General features: G+C 41.0%; 15 protein-coding genes. 10 read left to right on the top strand and 5 right to left on the bottom strand.

Features of this window, described 5'->3' with window-relative positions:
- Positions 1-30: 30 nt before the first annotated feature.
- The gene (locus LIN78_RS16310) at positions 31-783 is read left to right on the top strand and encodes a transporter substrate-binding domain-containing protein (RefSeq protein WP_227181943.1); all 753 of its coding nucleotides are present in this window, start codon (positions 31-33) and stop codon (positions 781-783) included.
- Between the two features lie 92 nt (positions 784-875).
- Here LIN78_RS16310 and LIN78_RS16305 read toward each other — a convergent pair whose 3' ends face one another.
- Genes LIN78_RS16305 through LIN78_RS16290 form a run of 4 tightly spaced genes read right to left on the bottom strand, consistent with a single transcriptional unit; the run spans position 876 to position 4135 of the window.
- Positions 876-1859: a GlxA family transcriptional regulator gene (locus LIN78_RS16305; protein ID WP_227181942.1), complete on the bottom strand. Its 984-nt coding sequence runs from the start codon at positions 1857-1859 to the stop codon at positions 876-878.
- Positions 1860-1917: 58 nt separating this feature from the next.
- Positions 1918-2685, bottom strand: a complete 768-nt coding sequence (locus LIN78_RS16300; protein ID WP_227181941.1) for an ABC transporter ATP-binding protein — start codon at positions 2683-2685, stop codon at positions 1918-1920.
- Positions 2686-2720: 35 nt separating this feature from the next.
- Positions 2721-3449: an ABC transporter permease gene (locus LIN78_RS16295; RefSeq protein ID WP_227181940.1), complete on the bottom strand. Its 729-nt coding sequence runs from the start codon at positions 3447-3449 to the stop codon at positions 2721-2723.
- Positions 3446-4135, bottom strand: coding sequence for an ABC transporter permease (locus tag LIN78_RS16290; protein ID WP_227181939.1), 690 nt, complete (start codon positions 4133-4135; stop codon positions 3446-3448). The genes LIN78_RS16295 and LIN78_RS16290 overlap by 4 nt, the downstream gene beginning before the upstream one ends.
- A 262-nt stretch (positions 4136-4397) precedes the next feature.
- Between LIN78_RS16290 and LIN78_RS16285 the strand changes: the two genes are divergently transcribed.
- Genes LIN78_RS16285 through LIN78_RS16265 form a run of 5 tightly spaced genes read left to right on the top strand, consistent with a single transcriptional unit; the run spans position 4398 to position 9177 of the window.
- Positions 4398-5546, top strand: coding sequence for a succinylglutamate desuccinylase/aspartoacylase family protein (locus LIN78_RS16285; protein WP_227181938.1), 1149 nt, complete (start codon positions 4398-4400; stop codon positions 5544-5546).
- A gap of 30 nt (positions 5547-5576) precedes the next feature.
- On the top strand, positions 5577-6344 hold the full coding sequence (locus tag LIN78_RS16280; RefSeq protein WP_227181937.1) for an ABC transporter substrate-binding protein: 768 nt from the start codon (positions 5577-5579) through the stop codon (positions 6342-6344).
- Between the two features lie 49 nt (positions 6345-6393).
- Positions 6394-7350, top strand: a complete 957-nt coding sequence (locus LIN78_RS16275; RefSeq protein ID WP_227181936.1) for an ornithine cyclodeaminase family protein — start codon at positions 6394-6396, stop codon at positions 7348-7350.
- Positions 7351-7383: 33 nt separating this feature from the next.
- Complete coding sequence (locus tag LIN78_RS16270) at positions 7384-8508, top strand: aminotransferase (RefSeq protein WP_227181935.1); 1125 nt, start codon at positions 7384-7386, stop codon at positions 8506-8508.
- Between the two features lie 24 nt (positions 8509-8532).
- Complete coding sequence (locus LIN78_RS16265) at positions 8533-9177, top strand: helix-turn-helix transcriptional regulator (protein ID WP_227181934.1); 645 nt, start codon at positions 8533-8535, stop codon at positions 9175-9177.
- Between the two features lie 14 nt (positions 9178-9191).
- On the opposite strand, the gene LIN78_RS16260 is transcribed toward LIN78_RS16265, so the two are convergent.
- On the bottom strand, positions 9192-9611 hold the full coding sequence (locus LIN78_RS16260; RefSeq protein WP_227181933.1) for an SgcJ/EcaC family oxidoreductase: 420 nt from the start codon (positions 9609-9611) through the stop codon (positions 9192-9194).
- Between the two features lie 293 nt (positions 9612-9904).
- On the opposite strand from LIN78_RS16260, the gene purU reads away from it, so the two are divergent.
- The 4 genes from purU (at position 9905) to LIN78_RS16240 (ending at position 16033) form a co-directional block, all read left to right on the top strand.
- A complete protein-coding gene (gene purU, locus LIN78_RS16255; RefSeq protein ID WP_227181932.1) occupies positions 9905-10780 on the top strand; it encodes a formyltetrahydrofolate deformylase in 876 nt (291 codons plus the stop codon).
- Between the two features lie 9 nt (positions 10781-10789).
- The gene (locus tag LIN78_RS16250; RefSeq protein ID WP_227181931.1) at positions 10790-11635 is read left to right on the top strand and encodes a tetrahydrofolate dehydrogenase/cyclohydrolase catalytic domain-containing protein; all 846 of its coding nucleotides are present in this window, start codon (positions 10790-10792) and stop codon (positions 11633-11635) included.
- A 183-nt stretch (positions 11636-11818) separates the two neighbouring features.
- Positions 11819-13471, top strand: coding sequence for an electron transfer flavoprotein-ubiquinone oxidoreductase (locus LIN78_RS16245; protein WP_227181930.1), 1653 nt, complete (start codon positions 11819-11821; stop codon positions 13469-13471).
- A gap of 111 nt (positions 13472-13582) precedes the next feature.
- Entirely contained in the window at positions 13583-16033 is a 2451-nt protein-coding gene (locus LIN78_RS16240) for a GcvT family protein (RefSeq protein ID WP_227181929.1), read from the top strand.
- Positions 16034-16132: the final 99 nt, after the last annotated feature.

Below are 16132 nucleotides of genomic sequence, written 5' to 3'. Positions count from 1 at the left end.
AACACCTAGATTAACATCAGGATATAAAAGATGAAAAAGATATTCTTTATTATTTTAAGTATTTTACCTATTTTTTCGCATTCAGAAATATTGAAAATTGGAATTCAAGGTGAGTTCCCACCATTTGATTATGTTGAGAATAATCAATTAAAGGGTTTTAATGTCGATTTTGCAAAACGCATATGTGAAATTATCAATGCTAAATGCCAACTAAAGCAAGTTCCATGGGTAAATATGATTAAATCTGTTGAGAATGGAGATATTGATGTTGCTGTTTCATTGATCTCAATAACAGAGGAAAGAAAGAAGCTAATATTATTTAGTCATCCCTATACCCATTTGGCCGCAAGTTTTGCAGCCAAGAAGAAGCAGTTTCTGTCTACTTATATCACGCAAATGGATCTAAAAGATAAGGTAGTTGCTTACCAGAGTGGCACTATTTATGAAAAGATTGTCAAAGAGCGTTTTCCGACAATCAAATCGGTTGGGTTTAATACTCAGAAAGAGTTATACGCTGCTTTAGCTGAGAGCCGTGTTGATGCCATCTTCAATGATATGGTTTCAACTTATGAAGGCTTCTTAAAGACAAGTGCGGGTAAAAACTTTGAGTTTATAGGTTCACCTGTTCGTGATAAAAAAATCCAAGGTGATGGTGAGGGAGTCGCTGTAAACCTAAAAAATGTTACTTTAATAAATAGAATTAACAAAGCAATTGATCAGATTCAGGCTAGTGGTGAATACGACCAAATGTCTTATAAATATTTTATATTTAGCATTAAATAGCTGATAATTTGCTAGTTATAAAAAATAATACAATGCTTGTTTTTCAATATTTATTAACACGCATATGTTAGATAGCCCGACCATTATTCGAGTCATATCTGAGGGGATGAAATAAACCTAACCTGCCTTTCATCTCTAGGCGTTATGCCAAAGTTCATTTTATATGCACTTGAAAAGTGTGGGCCGCTAGAAAAACCGCATATTAAGCCAATCTGTACGATAGACTTACTTGTCGTTAACAAAAGATGCCGTGCACGATTGAGTCTTAGGTCTAGATAATATTTAGAAGGAACACAGTTTAAGTATTGCTTAAAGAGTCTTTCTAATTGTCGTTTAGAAAGTCCAACATAGGTGGCGATGTCTAAAGTGGTGAGTGGTTCTTCTAAATTGGCTTCCATTAGCATGACTGCCTCTGTCAGCTTAGGCTGAGTTGGTCCAATAATATTTTGCAGAGGAATACGCTGTTTTTCATTTTTATCTCTAATTCGCTCAATGCACAGTTGTTCGGCTACTTTTCCAGCTAGTTCGCTGCTAAATTGAATATGAATGAGATGCAGTAGCAGGTCGAGGCTGCAGGAGCCGCCTGCACAAGTCATTCTCTGATTGTCAATTTCATACAAACTAGACGTGACTATAATTTTGTTGAATTCTTCACAGAACCTTTCTTGTTCTGTCCAATGAATGGTTGCTCGGCACTGATCCAATACCCCCGCTTTTGCTAGCCACCAAGAGCCAAGATGAATGCCGCAAAGGATTTTTTCTTGTTTAGCGATTTGCCCGATGAAACTGGTAATTAAATGGTCATTTCTGCTGATAGAAATATCTTCTGCAAGCACAAACAAAATATCTACTAGTGGACTATTTTTGATGCTGAAATCAACATTCCATACGTTTCCCCCATGTAGTTGTACAGCTTCTCCATCGGTTGAAATTGTAAAGTAATCACACTGTCTCCTTCCGCTTAGTCGATTGATGCGGGAGAGTGGTTCGGTGATTGCCGCAATTTCAAATAGCGAACAAGGTGGCAGTAATAAAATACCAATTTTCAGTGGGGAATTGGGTTCAAGCGCGTTCATTGTTGATCGTAGCGTCACAGTTTTCGAGCATTTGGAAGAATCCAAATGCTCTTTAGCGTTATTTCAGGCTGCCAGATAAAAATTGTTTTAGTCTGTCGCTTCTTGTGTTTTCAAAAACTGCAGCAGGACTGCCTTCTTCTTCAATTTTGCCTTGATGTAAAAAGATCACGTGATTGGAAACATTCTTGGCAAACCCCATCTCATGCGTCACAACGATCATGGTTCGACCTTCTTCTGCAAGGTTCTGCATGACCTTAAGCACTTCACCAACTAATTCAGGGTCGAGTGCCGAGGTTGGTTCATCGAACAACATCACTTCTGGTTCCATCGCTAATGCTCTAGCGATAGCAACCCGTTGCTGTTGACCTCCAGACATATGTGCTGGAAACTTATTTTCCGCATCTTTTAGACCGACTTTGTCTAAATATTTTCTAGCATTAGTGATTGCAAGTTCTTTGGGAATGCCTAGCACATGCACGGGGCCTTCAATGATATTTTCTAAGACGGTCATATGAGACCAAAGGTTAAAGTGCTGAAATACCATGGCTAATTTTGTGCGGACTTTTTGCAATTGCGCAGCATTAGATGCGCGTAAATCGCCATTTTTATCTAGGCTAGTGGCGATACTTTCCCCATTTACTTCAATGCTGCCTGCACTGGGTTGTTCCAGAAAATTGATGCATCTTAAGAATGTGCTTTTCCCAGAACCTGAAGAACCGATGATGCTAATTACATCTCCTCTTTTCGCACGCAAAGAAACGCCTTTCAGCACCTCATGATTTCCATACTTTTTATGAAGATCGTTCACTTTTAACTTGTATGTCATGTCTAACCTCTATCTATATATTATTAGGTGATGATTTATTTGGCTTTTCGGGGGGCGAGATGAGCTAAAAATCTACGTTCTGCATGCCGAAATAGAAAAACGATACTAAAAGTAACTACAAGGTATAAAAGTGCGGCAAGGCCAAATGCTTCGAACGAACGGTATGTCGCTGCATTTGCATCTCGAGCTACTTTTAACAAGTCTGGTACGGTCGCGGTGAATGCAATTGGTGTGGAATGCAACATGAAAATGACTTCGTTGCTGTAGGCGGGTAATGCTCGTCTTAGCGCAGAAGGTAAGATAATTCTTCGATACGCATTAAATTTAGACATGCCATAAGACATTGCTGCTTCAACTTCCCCGTAAGGCGTTGCTTTAATAGCTCCTGCAAATATCTCGGTTGTGTACGCGCAAGTATTCAGGACAAATGCCAAAATAGTGCAATTAAAACCACTTCTAAAGAATGCATCTAAATGCACATTTCCTTTAACAAACGCTAAACCATACAAGCCAGAGTAAATTAAGAGTAATTGCACATACAGTGGCGTTCCCCGAAAGATGTATGTGTATAACCATACTGGTTTTGAAAGCCACCATTGCTTAGATACTCTGGCCACTGCAAGTGGAATTGAGCAGATGAAGCCAAAGAAAATAGACAGAATAAGCAGCCACATCGTGACCGCTAGGCCCGTCAATTGGCTGCCATCCGTCCAGAGATATGTCTGCCAATAGCTTGAGATAATTTCTAATAATGGGGAAATCATAGATTTGCTCCTCGAGTCCCAACTGAATACTTTTTATCAAGGAGACGTAAAATCAAATTCGATAGGGTGGTTAAGAGTAGATAGATTGCTGCCGTGATTAAGGTAAAGAAGAACATATGAAAAGTTGCTTTACCGGCATCTGATGCGAGTTTGACGACATCGGCTAGTCCGATGATGGAAACAAGGGCGGTGCTTTTTAGCAATACTTGCCAATTATTCCCAATCCCAGGCAAGGCAAAACGCATCATTAATGGGAACATGATCCGCCAGAATACTTTTTGACGACTCATCCCAAATGCTTGTCCCGCTTCGATTTGGCCTTTTTGAATCGATAAGAAAGCACCTCTGAACGTTTCAGTAAAATAGGCGCCATAAATAAAGCCAATAGTAATCACCCCAGCCATGAAAGGGTTGATGTCAATTTGCTTCATTCCCAGCCAACTAGTGAAGTGATTCAACCAAATTTGACCGCTGTAAAACAGTAAGAGCATCAATACTAGATCTGGAATTCCTCTAACTACCGTTGTATAGAAATAACCTAGACTTCTCATCATGCGGTTTGAAGAGGTTTTTGCTAGTGCACCTCCTAACCCAATGACAAATGCAACCATCAAAGACAAAGCAGATAACGAAATTGTTAGCTTTGTCCCCTCCCATAACAAACTGCTATAGCCATATAGAAACATTCTTGTTTTTCCTCTTTTCCACTTCTAGTTATTAACCACTGTTTGTGTACTAAAATATACGATATAGACAAAGAGTCTATGATGTCAATCAATAGTTGCCGCTAAGTTTGGTGATGCAATTAGCCATTTTTCGTTTTGCTAGCGTTCGGTGATCTGAAAAAAACTTCTTAAAGCCGACTGGTTTTCTCAAACATAAATCTGTTGACACGAAATATACTAAAAGTCTATATTGGATTTAAATGTATGTTTTTGAGGTTGAGAAATGGCTTATCGATCTAAAAGTATTCAACTCCCCGCAGTAGCGCCAGGTGCAAGCTATTTTCTTAAGCTGCATGAATTTATTGGTACCAGAACGCTTAAAAGTGCCTACATTCATGCGGGTATTCATGCTGATGAACATCCTGGCTTATTGGTAATGAATCATCTTGGCAACTTGCTAAATGAACTGGACAAGCAAAATAAAATCTTGGGCCGGATCGTTTTAGTGCCATTTGCTAATCCAATTGGGATGGCGCAGAAGATATTTGGGCACGTAGTTGGAAGGTTTAATCTCGATAACGGCGAGAACTTTAATCGTAACTACCCCTGTATTTACGACAAGGTCTCTAAAGAGCTGACCAAAATTGCATTTGAGTGGAACGATATAGCTGGTTTTAAAGAATGGTTCATTAGCTTATTAGACCAAGAAGGGACTCTTGATCCTGTCGCCGCAAATAAACTTGAACTGCTAAAAGAGGCTTTTAGACATGACATTGTGTTAGATCTTCATTGCGACACAGGAAGTATCCTGCATATTTATAGTGCAACTGATCAACAGGAGCGTGCAGAACGACTCGCCTCTTGTGTCAACGTAAAAACCGTCTTCCTTGAAGAGGAGGCCGGTGGAAAACCGTTTGATGAAAGTTATGCAAAACCATGGAAACTGCTTCGCAGAGCGGGTTTAGTAGATGAACAGCATCAAGGCTTCTCTGCAACCATTGAGTTACGTGGTCAAACAGATGTTTCTGATGCACAAGCGCTTGAAGACGCCTATGGAATCATTCGATTCTTAATTGCAGAGGGCATTCTGAGTAAAGACGCGCTTCCTCCATCAAAATTAATCAAGCCTGAAACCCCTGTAAAGATTTATCCCCTAGAAGGGGTTGCACACATTATTGCGCCAGCAACTGGAGTATTGGTATTCCATAAAAAGCTTGGTGAATTAGTTTCTGCACAAGCATTGATTGGAGAGGTAATCCCCATCGACGGAGGGATTGATGCTAAGCGGATCCCAATTTTTAGCCAAACATCAGGAATCATTGTTGTCCAACATCATATTAAGTTGGTCAGAGTGGGACAGCGAATTGCACTAGTCGCTGGAGAGCAGCCGCTTACTAATCGTGTTACGGGTAAGTTGTTGCACAATTTTTAATGCTTTTTAAGTTGAGTGGGAGAGTTGTAAATGAAAAAGCTGTTTTTACTTTGTCTACTAGGCTATTCGTTTGGCAGTAATGCAGATGCGATCAAAGAAATTCGATTTGGGGTAGAGGCTGCGTATCCCCCGTTTGAATTTAAAGATGCGCAAGGTAAGTTGACTGGTTTTGATATTGAACTAGGAAATGCATTATGTGCAGAGTTAAAAGCGAAATGTACATGGGTAGAAAGCCCGTTTGATGGACTCATTCCTGCGTTACAAGCAAAAAAATTTGATGCGATTAATTCTGCCATCAGTATCACCGAAAAAAGAAAAAAAGTAGTTAACTTCACCAATCCTTTGTATCACAGCCCGACTTATTTGGTTGCCCCAAAGGGGAGTGCGCTAACACCAACCGCTGCAGCATTAAAGGGCAAAGTCATTGGTGTACTTAGAGGTTCTATCCAAGAAGATTTTGCCAATCAGCGTCTGAAAACAAATGGTGTGCAGGTGCAATCGTATGAAGACCAAAATGTCGCATTTAATGATTTAGCGAGTGGACGTTTAGATGGAACGATTGTAGAAGCCAGTACCGCAATGGATGGCTTTATCAAAAAGCCAGAAGGGAAGGGCTTTTCTTTTGCTGGCCCAGCAGTAAAAGATCCGCTGCTTGGCGTTGGGATCGGCATTGCTGTTCGCAAAGAAGACGTGCAGTTAACGCAAGCATTGAATAGTGCGTTTGAGCAGGTAAAGAAAAAAGGTACGTTCCAGAAATTGATGAAAAAGTACTTTGATTACAACATCGCCATTAACTAATTGATAAATAGGGCAGGCTAACTGCCTGCCAAATGAAATGGACATCATTGTGAAGTCAAATTTGATACCTATTTTAGATCGAAATGCCGTTTCTGAGTTTCTACCTAAGTTAAAAACAAGAGATGTGCTTTGGAATATGTTCAGTGATCTGGCTGAAGGCTTAGCGGTACAACCTTCCCAAACGCTTACCTTGTTTCCAAATAATTCAGGTGATTTTATTTCGTATGCTGGCGTCATGTCATCTGGGCAATCTTTTGGTGTTAAGTTATCCCCTTATATTCCAACAGAGGGACGCCCGATTGTCACTGCGTGGACAATGTTAATGTCTATGCAAACTGGTGAGCCGCTTTTACTGTGTGACTCTGGATTGTTAACGATTGAAAGAACGGCTGCCACAACTGCAATAGCGGTTGAGTTGCTTGCACCTGAACAAAGTGAATGCTTAGCAGTGATTGGTCTAGGTGCGGTTGGGCTTGCGCACTTAAGACATGTTTTAACGTTACATGGGTGGAAAGAGATTCGTGTTTTTGCAGCAGATGTTGCAACTTGGACAGAACAGCGTATATCTGAAGTAAAAGCAATGGATTCACGTATTAGGTTTGCGAACAGTGCGGAAGAGGCCATTCAGAACGCTGATGTGGTGATGCTTTGCACGTCATCTGCAAAACCGGTCATTCCATTTGATCATCTAAAATCTACATGTTTAGTGACATCTATTAGTACAAACGCACCTAGGGCTCATGAAATTTCTCCCCATGCACTGCCTTTGATGGATGTTTATTGTGATTACAAGGAAACAACGCCCTCAAGTGCCGGTGAAATGCAAATTGCCGCTGAAATGCATCAATGGTCGAAGAGCCAGATTCTTGGCGATTTACCGGGATTAGTTTCTGGCAGAGATCGACGACCATCATTTGATAAACCGGTTTTCTTCCGCTCCATCGGTTTAGGTCTAGAAGATGTGGCCATTGCTTACGCTTTGCACCAAGAAATCGTAGCTAACTAAATTTATATCTAAAAATAATATCGGAGAACAGAAATGAGAATTCGTGCTTTTGGTGTAGAACAATGGATGAATGAGTTCGAAACAAAATGTGATTTTAACCTTGCTGAAACGTGTGTTGAGTCGATTACGATCGATGAACTTGTTACCATGGCCGGCAAAAAAGAGTGTTTGCTTGATGAGATCTTGCCACTAAAGATGACGTATGGCGCAATTGAAGGATCTGATCGTTTAAGAAACGCTGTTGCTGGTTTGTATCAGAAACAACGCAAAGAAAATATTCTTATCACGCATGGCGCGATCGGCGCTAACGCACTGGTTTATGAAACGCTAGTTGAACCAAATGATAGAGTGGTTTCTGTATTACCAACCTATCAGCAACACTATTCAATCCCTGAAAGTTACGGTGCAGAAGTAAAGATTCTTCCTCTAAGAGAAGAAAATCAGTTTCTGCCAGATCTAGCAGAGTTGCGTGCTTTGGTGAACGACAATACTAGGTTAATCGCGATTAATAACCCTAATAACCCAACTGGTTCCTTGATGGATCAAGCATTTCTGTTAGATGTAATAGAAATTGCGCGAAGTGTTGATGCTTATATTCTAAGTGATGAAGTGTATCGCGGGACAGATCAGCATGGTAATGGCTATACCGCTTCTATTGCTGACTTATACGAAAAAGGGATTAGTACAGCGAGTATGTCTAAGACGTATTCATTAGCTGGTTTACGCTTAGGCTGGATTGCAGGTCCAGTTGAATTATTAAAGAAAGTCGAGATTCATAGAGACTACAACACAATTAGTGTGGGTGTTCTTGATGATTACTTTGCCTCTCTAGCACTTGAAAATCGCGACAAAATTCTGGCTAGAAATCATAAAATCTTGCGCGAAAATCTAGCTTTGTTGGATGAATGGGTATCCAAAGAACCTAAGATTAGCTACATCAAGCCAAAGGCTGGAACAACCGCATTATTAAAGTATGATTTTGATATGCCATCGAGAGAGTTGTGTATCGATTTATTAAAAGCCACAGGGGTGATGTTTACGCCAGGAAGCGCGCTAGATATGGAAGGCTATTTAAGGATTGGTTATGCAAATAACCCACAAACACTGAGAAAAGGTTTGGAACTTGTGTCATCATATTTAGCTAAATTAGATAAATAAGTCCAAATCCAAAAAGGGGCAGACGTGAAAAACGACGGTAGCAAAACTAAGAATGAGTTGTTGGAGACCTATATTCCGATTGCAGACGCAATTTCATCTCTTTTTTTTCCTAATGTAGAAGTCGTGCTTCATGATCTTGCCTCTCAAGAGGTTGTGTACATATCTAATAATTTATCAAAGCGAAAGATAGGTGACCCGGCAGGGTTAGATGCGATTGGCTTTACACCAGATGCTAAGGTGATAGGTCCTTATGAAAAGCTAAACTGGGATGGAAAGAAAATCCGATCCGTTAGCGTTGTTGCAAGAAATGCCAATGCAGAGCCCAAGTTACTGATCTGCATTAATATGAATGTCTCTGTCTTTGAAGAGGCGAGAAATGCGTTAGATCTCTTCTTATCGATTACAAAGGTACAACCGCAGCCAGAAAGCTTGTTCAAAGATGATTGGCAAGAACGCATCAACACGTTCTTACATCACTGGTTAAAAGAAAATCAATCTTCCTTATCTACTCTTTCCCAAGCTCAAAAGCGCGAATTGGTTTCTGCTTTATATGCAGAGGGCGCATTTCACGCTAAACATTCGGCTGAATACATCGCCAATGTCTTATCTCTTGGGCGCGCCACAATCTTCAAATACTTAAAAGCACTTAGAGCCCCATCAGGTCGATAACTTATTGGGGGAATTTATAAATCACCTCTTAACATCGCTTCACCCGTACGCGGGTTGGTGAGTGTGACATTTTCTAATGCGCTGATCGTCCATATCCCATTGCGGCTTGCTAATACAGCCAATACAAGTGTATCCATTGTGTGAGGTCCGGCTGGGTGCGCCAAACCAACCGTTAAACGGCTCCAGAAATGCACGACAGCCACTTCTTCCACTATCTCTTCAACATCAATCAATTCATTGCTAAGTGTTGAGTCGCTATAGATTGTTTCGTGTATAGGTGCGTGCATCTCGATAATTTGGTCAACCCCATGCACATAGCGACCAAACCGATTAACGAACGAAGCCGTTTTGGAAAACAGTGCGCCGAAGGCCTGCATATCATGTAAATTCCACGCCGCTTCTAAACGGCTTACTACTTCAATGGGTTGGTCCATTCCATGAGCTTTCTCTACTTCTTTAAATACAATGCTTGATGCTACATCAGTCGATGTCTCGCTGTGCGCGATTGATAGTTCTGATGAAGGTCTATTCTGGTTTCCTATTTTAAGCACATAAAAACCACCGTGTAATCCGGATGATTCGTTTGGTTCTTGAGTATGCGTTAGGAAACTAGTTTAAACATGGTTAAAGAAAAAATATGTAAAACATTTTATCTATAAAAATAATATGCACTAAATTATTTTTGTGATAAAGTTTGCGTGTCGATAATATTTTTCTGGTGAAAAAAATGATGGATCAAAGTAAGGCTGCTGGAAATTACATCCTGATGGTGAGTTGCAAAGGGACTTATGGAATTGTTGCTGCAATCGGTAACTTTTTAGCAGACAGAGGTTGTTACATCACATCTATGTCTCAGTTCGATGATGAACAAACTGATATGTATTTCTCTCGTGTGACATTTACTACGAATCCAGAGAGAGGGCCGTCTTTACAAGAACTAAGAGAAGCATTCAAAGCAACAGCAAAAACTTTTGGAATGGAATGGCAGATCTATGATCCTAGTGAACGTCCAAAAGTCTTGATCATGGTCTCTAAATTTGACCATTGTTTGGAAGATTTATTTTATCGGCAAAAAACAGGTGAATTAAAAATTGAAGTGACAGCTGTTGTTTCAAATCACCTGGATATGAAAGCATTTGTAGAAAGTAATGGCGTTAAATTTCATTATCTTCCGGTCACAAGTGAGACTAAAGCAGAGCAAGAGCAAAAGCTGTTGAGCATTGTTGAAGAGACTAATAGTGAACTTGTTGTATTAGCTCGCTATATGCAAATTCTATCAAATGACCTATGCAAAAAACTTTCAGGCAAGGCGATTAATATTCATCACTCATTCTTACCTGGCTTTAAAGGGGCGAAGCCATACCACCAGGCATATGACCGAGGTGTTAAATTAATTGGTGCAACTGCTCATTATGTAACTGCTGATCTTGATGAAGGTCCAATTATTGAGCAAGTGGTTGAGCGTGTTGATCATGCATTTCTGCCGGAGGATCTAGTTGCTGCTGGCCGAGATTCCGAAAGATTGGCGCTAGCTCGCGCTGTTAAATCTCATATAGAAAGACGTGTATTTTTAAATGGTCATCGAACCATTGTCTTTAGATAGGAGGGCGTGATGCGTTCAATTGTTTTAGATGGCAAGTCTGTTGCGCAACAATTAGAGGTTTCACAAAAGGCTAAAGCTCAACAGATATTTGAACAATCAGGTATTAGACCTTCATTAGCCACAATTCTAGTGGGAAATGATCCTTCTTCTGCCATTTATGTGCAAATGAAAGTGAATGCATGCCATCGAGTGGGATTAGGTTCCAAAAAAGTCGTGTTGCCCCAAAGCACAACGACAGATGAATTGAAAAAGGTGATTCGAGCACTTAATGCTGATCCATCTGTTTGTGGAATTTTATTGCAGCATCCTGTACCAGATCAAATTGATGAACAAGCCTGTTTTGATGAAATTTCATTAGAAAATGATGTTGATGGCGTCACTTGTCATGGGTTTGGACGTATGAGTCTAGGGCGAAACGCGTATGGTTCGGCTACACCTACTGGCATTATGAAGTTGCTAAAAGCGTATGAAATTCAATTAGAAGGTTTAAACGCGGTAGTCGTTGGTAGAAGTTCCATTCTTGGTAAACCAATGTCTCAAATGTTACTTAGTGAAAATGCGACGGTAACAACTTGTCATTCAAGAACGAAGAATTTAGAAGAAATTATTCGAAATGCAGATTTGGTTGTAGGTGCCGTTGGTAAGCCAAATTTTATAAAAGATTCATGGATCAAAGATGGTGCGATAGTCATTGATGCTGGATACCATCCGCCTGGTATTGGCGATATTCAGATTGAATCGTTAAAAAATCGAAGCTTGGCATATACCCCTGTTCCTGGAGGGGTGGGTCCAATGACGATTGCGTCTTTGATAGACCAAACAATAGATTCTGCATTAAATCGGTTGATGAAATAACTTGAAATGATTAAGTGCGCGAAACATGTGTTGAGTGGTTTTTAAAAATTTCTCATATAAAAAAAATTAAATAAAATTTTTTATTTGAGAAACACGATTTTCTAACTGAGTGAACCTTAGTTGGGTAAGGCCCCTCTTTAGGGGTCTTTTTTTGTCCAAATATTTTGCGGAGAGTGGTTGATCATGAGTCGAGATCAAATGGAATACGATGTGGTGATTGTCGGCGGTGGGCCGGCAGGGCTTTCCGCTAGTATACGTATTAAGCAAAAGGCCTTGGAAAATGGGGTAGACATTTCGGTGGCATTGCTAGAAAAAGGATCGGAAATAGGTGCTCATATCTTGTCCGGTGCCATCATGGACCCAATTGCATTGAATGAATTATTCCCTGATTGGAAAGAGCGAAAAGCCCCGCTTAATACGCCTGTTACGGAAGATAAGTTTCTTTTTCTAACGGAAGATGATTCTTACCGTGTGCCCAATTGGTTGCTGCCAAGTACTCTGCATAATGAAGGCAACTATATCATTAGCTTGGGTAATTTATGTCGTTGGTTGGCTGAGCAGGCTGAAGGGTTGGGCGTTGAGATTTTTCCTGGCTTTGTTGCTGCAGATGTCCTATTTGATAATGAAAAAGAGCGTGTCGTTGGTGTGGTAACCGGTGATATGGGAGTTGCAAAAGATGGAACGCAAACGGGGAATTACACCCCCGGTATTGAATTGCTTGCAAAGTACACCCTGTTTTCAGAAGGTTGCCGAGGACATCTTGGTAAAAAACTAATCCAACACTATGGATTAGATAAAGGAAAAGACCCACAAACATACAGTATTGGTATTAAAGAGCTTTGGGATATCTCGCCTGATAAGCATAGGGAAGGTCTTGCAGTCCATACCGCAGGATGGCCACTGCCAACTTCAGAGTATGGTGGCAGTTTCTTGTACCACGCAGAAAATAATCAAGTTGCAGTTGGCTTGGTGGTTGGTCTTGGTTATAAAAATCCACATCTTTCTCCCTTTGAAGAGTTTCAACGATTTAAACAACATCCTCATATCAAAGGATATTTTGAGGGTGGTCGCCGAGTTTCCTATGGTGCAAGGGCGATTGTGACCGGCGGGATTCAAGCTCAACCTAAATTAACTTTTCCTGGCGGCTGTTTGATTGGTGATGATGCGGGTTTTCTGAATGTGCCTCGAATTAAGGGAAGTCATGCTGCAATAAAAAGTGGCATGCTAGCAGCTGATTCAGTGATTCTGTCAATTATTGCTAAGTCCGATGATCTTTCCGGTTATACCTCAAAGTATGAAGAAAGCTGGCTTGCCGATGAGTTATATCGTGCCCGTAATTTTAAGCCGTGGATGAGTAAAGGGAGTTTGTTGCTAGGCACTTTGATGGGCGGATTTGACCAAAAAGTTCTGGCAGGGAAGGCTCCATGGACAATTCATAATCAGCAGGCAGATCATGCAAAGCTTAAAACTGCAACTGACTTTGAAAAAATCGATTATCCCAAACCTGATGGGAAAACATCATTTGACCGGTTGTCTTCTGTATTCCTTTCCAATACTAATCATGAAGAAAATCAGCCTTGCCATTTGCAGCTTAAAGATGCAGAGGTCCCTGTAGCGATTAACTGGCGTAAATATTTATCTCCTGAACAGCGGTATTGCCCCGCCGGTGTTTATGAAATGGTGGCTAGCCCTGATACGAGCGATGAGCCAATAAAGCTTCAGATTAACGCTCAGAATTGCCTCCACTGTAAAACCTGTGACATTAAAGACCCTACGCAAAATATAACGTGGGTGCCTCCAGAGGGTGGTGGTGGGCCTAACTACCCAAACATGTAATAAATTTTCTTACAAAATAATATTTAACAATTATTTTTTTATAAGAAAAAATGTGTTTTAATTAGTACATGTGCAGATACAACGTATCTGCTTTCCAAACTGGAGCCATGAATGAGCACAACTTTAAAATCACATGCAGATGTAGTAATTATTGGTGGGGGAATTGTCGGCGCATCAATTGCTTATCACCTTACAAAAATTGGCATCACTGACGTCACTTTGTTAGAGCGTAAGCAGTTAACTTGCGGTACCACTTGGCATGCTGCAGGATTGATTGGGCAACTTCGTGGTTCGCGCCGTATTACGGAACTAGCGAAATATACCTCTGATCTACTATATGAATTAGAGCGTGAAACAGGGCAGGCAACTGGATTCAAGCAAAATGGTTCAATTTCAGTTGCTCTGAATCATGAGCGTCTAGAAGAACTAAAACGTGGCGCATCAATGGCCAAAAACTTCGGCTTAGAAGTGGAAGTGATTACTCCATCAGAAATTAAAGCCATGTGGCCGTTGCTTGATCTCAACGGAGTGGTTGGTGGTGTTTTCTTACCTAAAGATGGTCAGGCAAACCCAACTGATATCACGCAGGCGTTTGCTAAAGGTGCACGCATGCGTGGTGCAACGATTCGTGAGCACATTAAGGTTGAAAAAATCTTAGTAGAAAATGGGCGCGCAGTCGGTGTTCGAACAAATGAAGGTGAGATTCGTGCCAATACCGTTGTACTTGCGGCTGGTATGTGGTCACGTGAATTAGCTGCTGATGTGGGTGTAACGATCCCTCTACATGCCGCTGAACATTTTTATGTGGTGACAGATCAAGTTGCTGGCATTCCATCCAATCTGCCTGTGGTTCGTGTTCCTGATGAATGTACCTACTACAAAGAAGATGCAGGGAAACTTCTGATTGGTGCATTTGAACCTGTTGCCAAGCCATGGGGTATGAATGGTATTTCTGAGAATTTCTGCTTCGATGCCTTACCAGATGATTTTGATCATTTCTCTCCAATTCTAGAAGATGCGATGGGACGAGTTCCTGTACTTGAAACAACAGGGATTAATACCTTCTTTAATGGTCCAGAAAGTTTTACTCCGGATGATCGCTATTTACTTGGCGAGACCGTAGAAGTTAAAGACTTATTCGTTGCATGTGGATTTAACTCTATTGGCATTCAGAGTTCAGGTGGGGCAGGGAAGGTACTTGCTGAATGGATTCGTGATCGCCGTGCTCCAGTTGATTTAGTCGATGTAGATGTTCGAAGAATGCACTCATTCCAGAACAATAAGACCTACTTGCATGACCGTACAGTTGAAACACTTGGCTTACTTTATGCAATGCACTGGCCATTCCGCCAGTATGAAACAGCTCGCGGTGTTAGAAAGTCACCTTTCTACGATCGATTAATTAGTGCTGGCGCCGTAATGGGTGAGGTAGCCGGTTGGGAACGTCCAAACTGGTATGCGCCAAATGGTGTAGAGCCTAAGTATGAATATAGTTGGGGTAAGCAGAATTGGTTTGAACATTCGGCAAAAGAATGTTTAGCAGTTAAAAATGATGTTGCCCTGTTCGATCAAACCTCATTCGCAAAATTTATCCTTGAAGGTAAAGATGCACTATCTGTACTGAATTATGTTTCGGTTTCTAATCTAGATGTTGCCATCGGCAAAATTGTTTACACGCAATGGCTGAATGAAAGTGGCGGTATTGAAGCAGATTTGACGATTACTCGTTTAGCAGAAGACCGCTTCATGATTGTTACTGCAGGTGCAACCCAAACGCGTGACTTTGCATGGCTAAAACGTCACATTCCAGATGGTGCTCATTGCTTCTTGATTGATATCACTTCTGGCTTGCCAATGTTGGGCATTATGGGACCGAAATCCAGAGCTTTATTAGAAAAGGTTTCTGGTGCTGACTTGTCAAATGAAGCCTTCCCATTCGGTACATCTCAAGAAATCGAAATTGGTTACTCAAAAGTAAGAGCAAGTCGAATTACCTATGTTGGTGAACTAGGTTGGGAAATCTATATTCCTGCCGAGTTTGCTCATAACGTCTTTGACACGATTGTTGAAGCAGGAAAAGCCTTTGGTCTGCAGTTTGCAGGTATGCATGCGATGAATAGTTGCCGAACTGAGAAGGGTTATCGCCACTGGGGGCACGATATTGTTATCGAAGATACGCCTTTGGAAGCTGGGCTTGGATTCTGCATTGCATGGGATAAGCCTGGTGGATTCATTGGTAAAGAAGTACTTGTGAAGCAAAAAGCTGCAGGTGTGCTGACTAAACGTTTAGTGCAAGTCATGCTGCTAGATAACAGCAAATTAATGTATCACGAAGAACCAATTTGGTTGGGTGACAAAATTGTCGGCTCTATTTCTTCGGGCATGTATGGACACAGACTAGATGCTTCATTAGGTATGGGGTATTTCCACAATGAAGAGGGAGTAACTGCTGATTGGTTGGCGAATAATCAATTCGAGGTAGAAATTGCATGGGAACGATTCCCAATCAAAGTAAGCCTTGTTCCATTCTATGATCCAAAAAATGAATTGATTAAGAGTTAATCGCATCGATCAATAGGAAAAAATCCAATAGGACGTGCTTACCGATACTGCAACGTATTTCGAGGATAGATCTCGTTGTGAACAAAGCGCTTGGATGCT

This window comes from Leeia speluncae, from assembly GCF_020564625.1.
Lineage (GTDB): Bacteria > Pseudomonadota > Gammaproteobacteria > Burkholderiales > Leeiaceae > Leeia > Leeia speluncae.
Note: the sequence above shows the minus strand (reverse complement) of the source record. Positions and strands in the feature narration are given on the sequence as shown.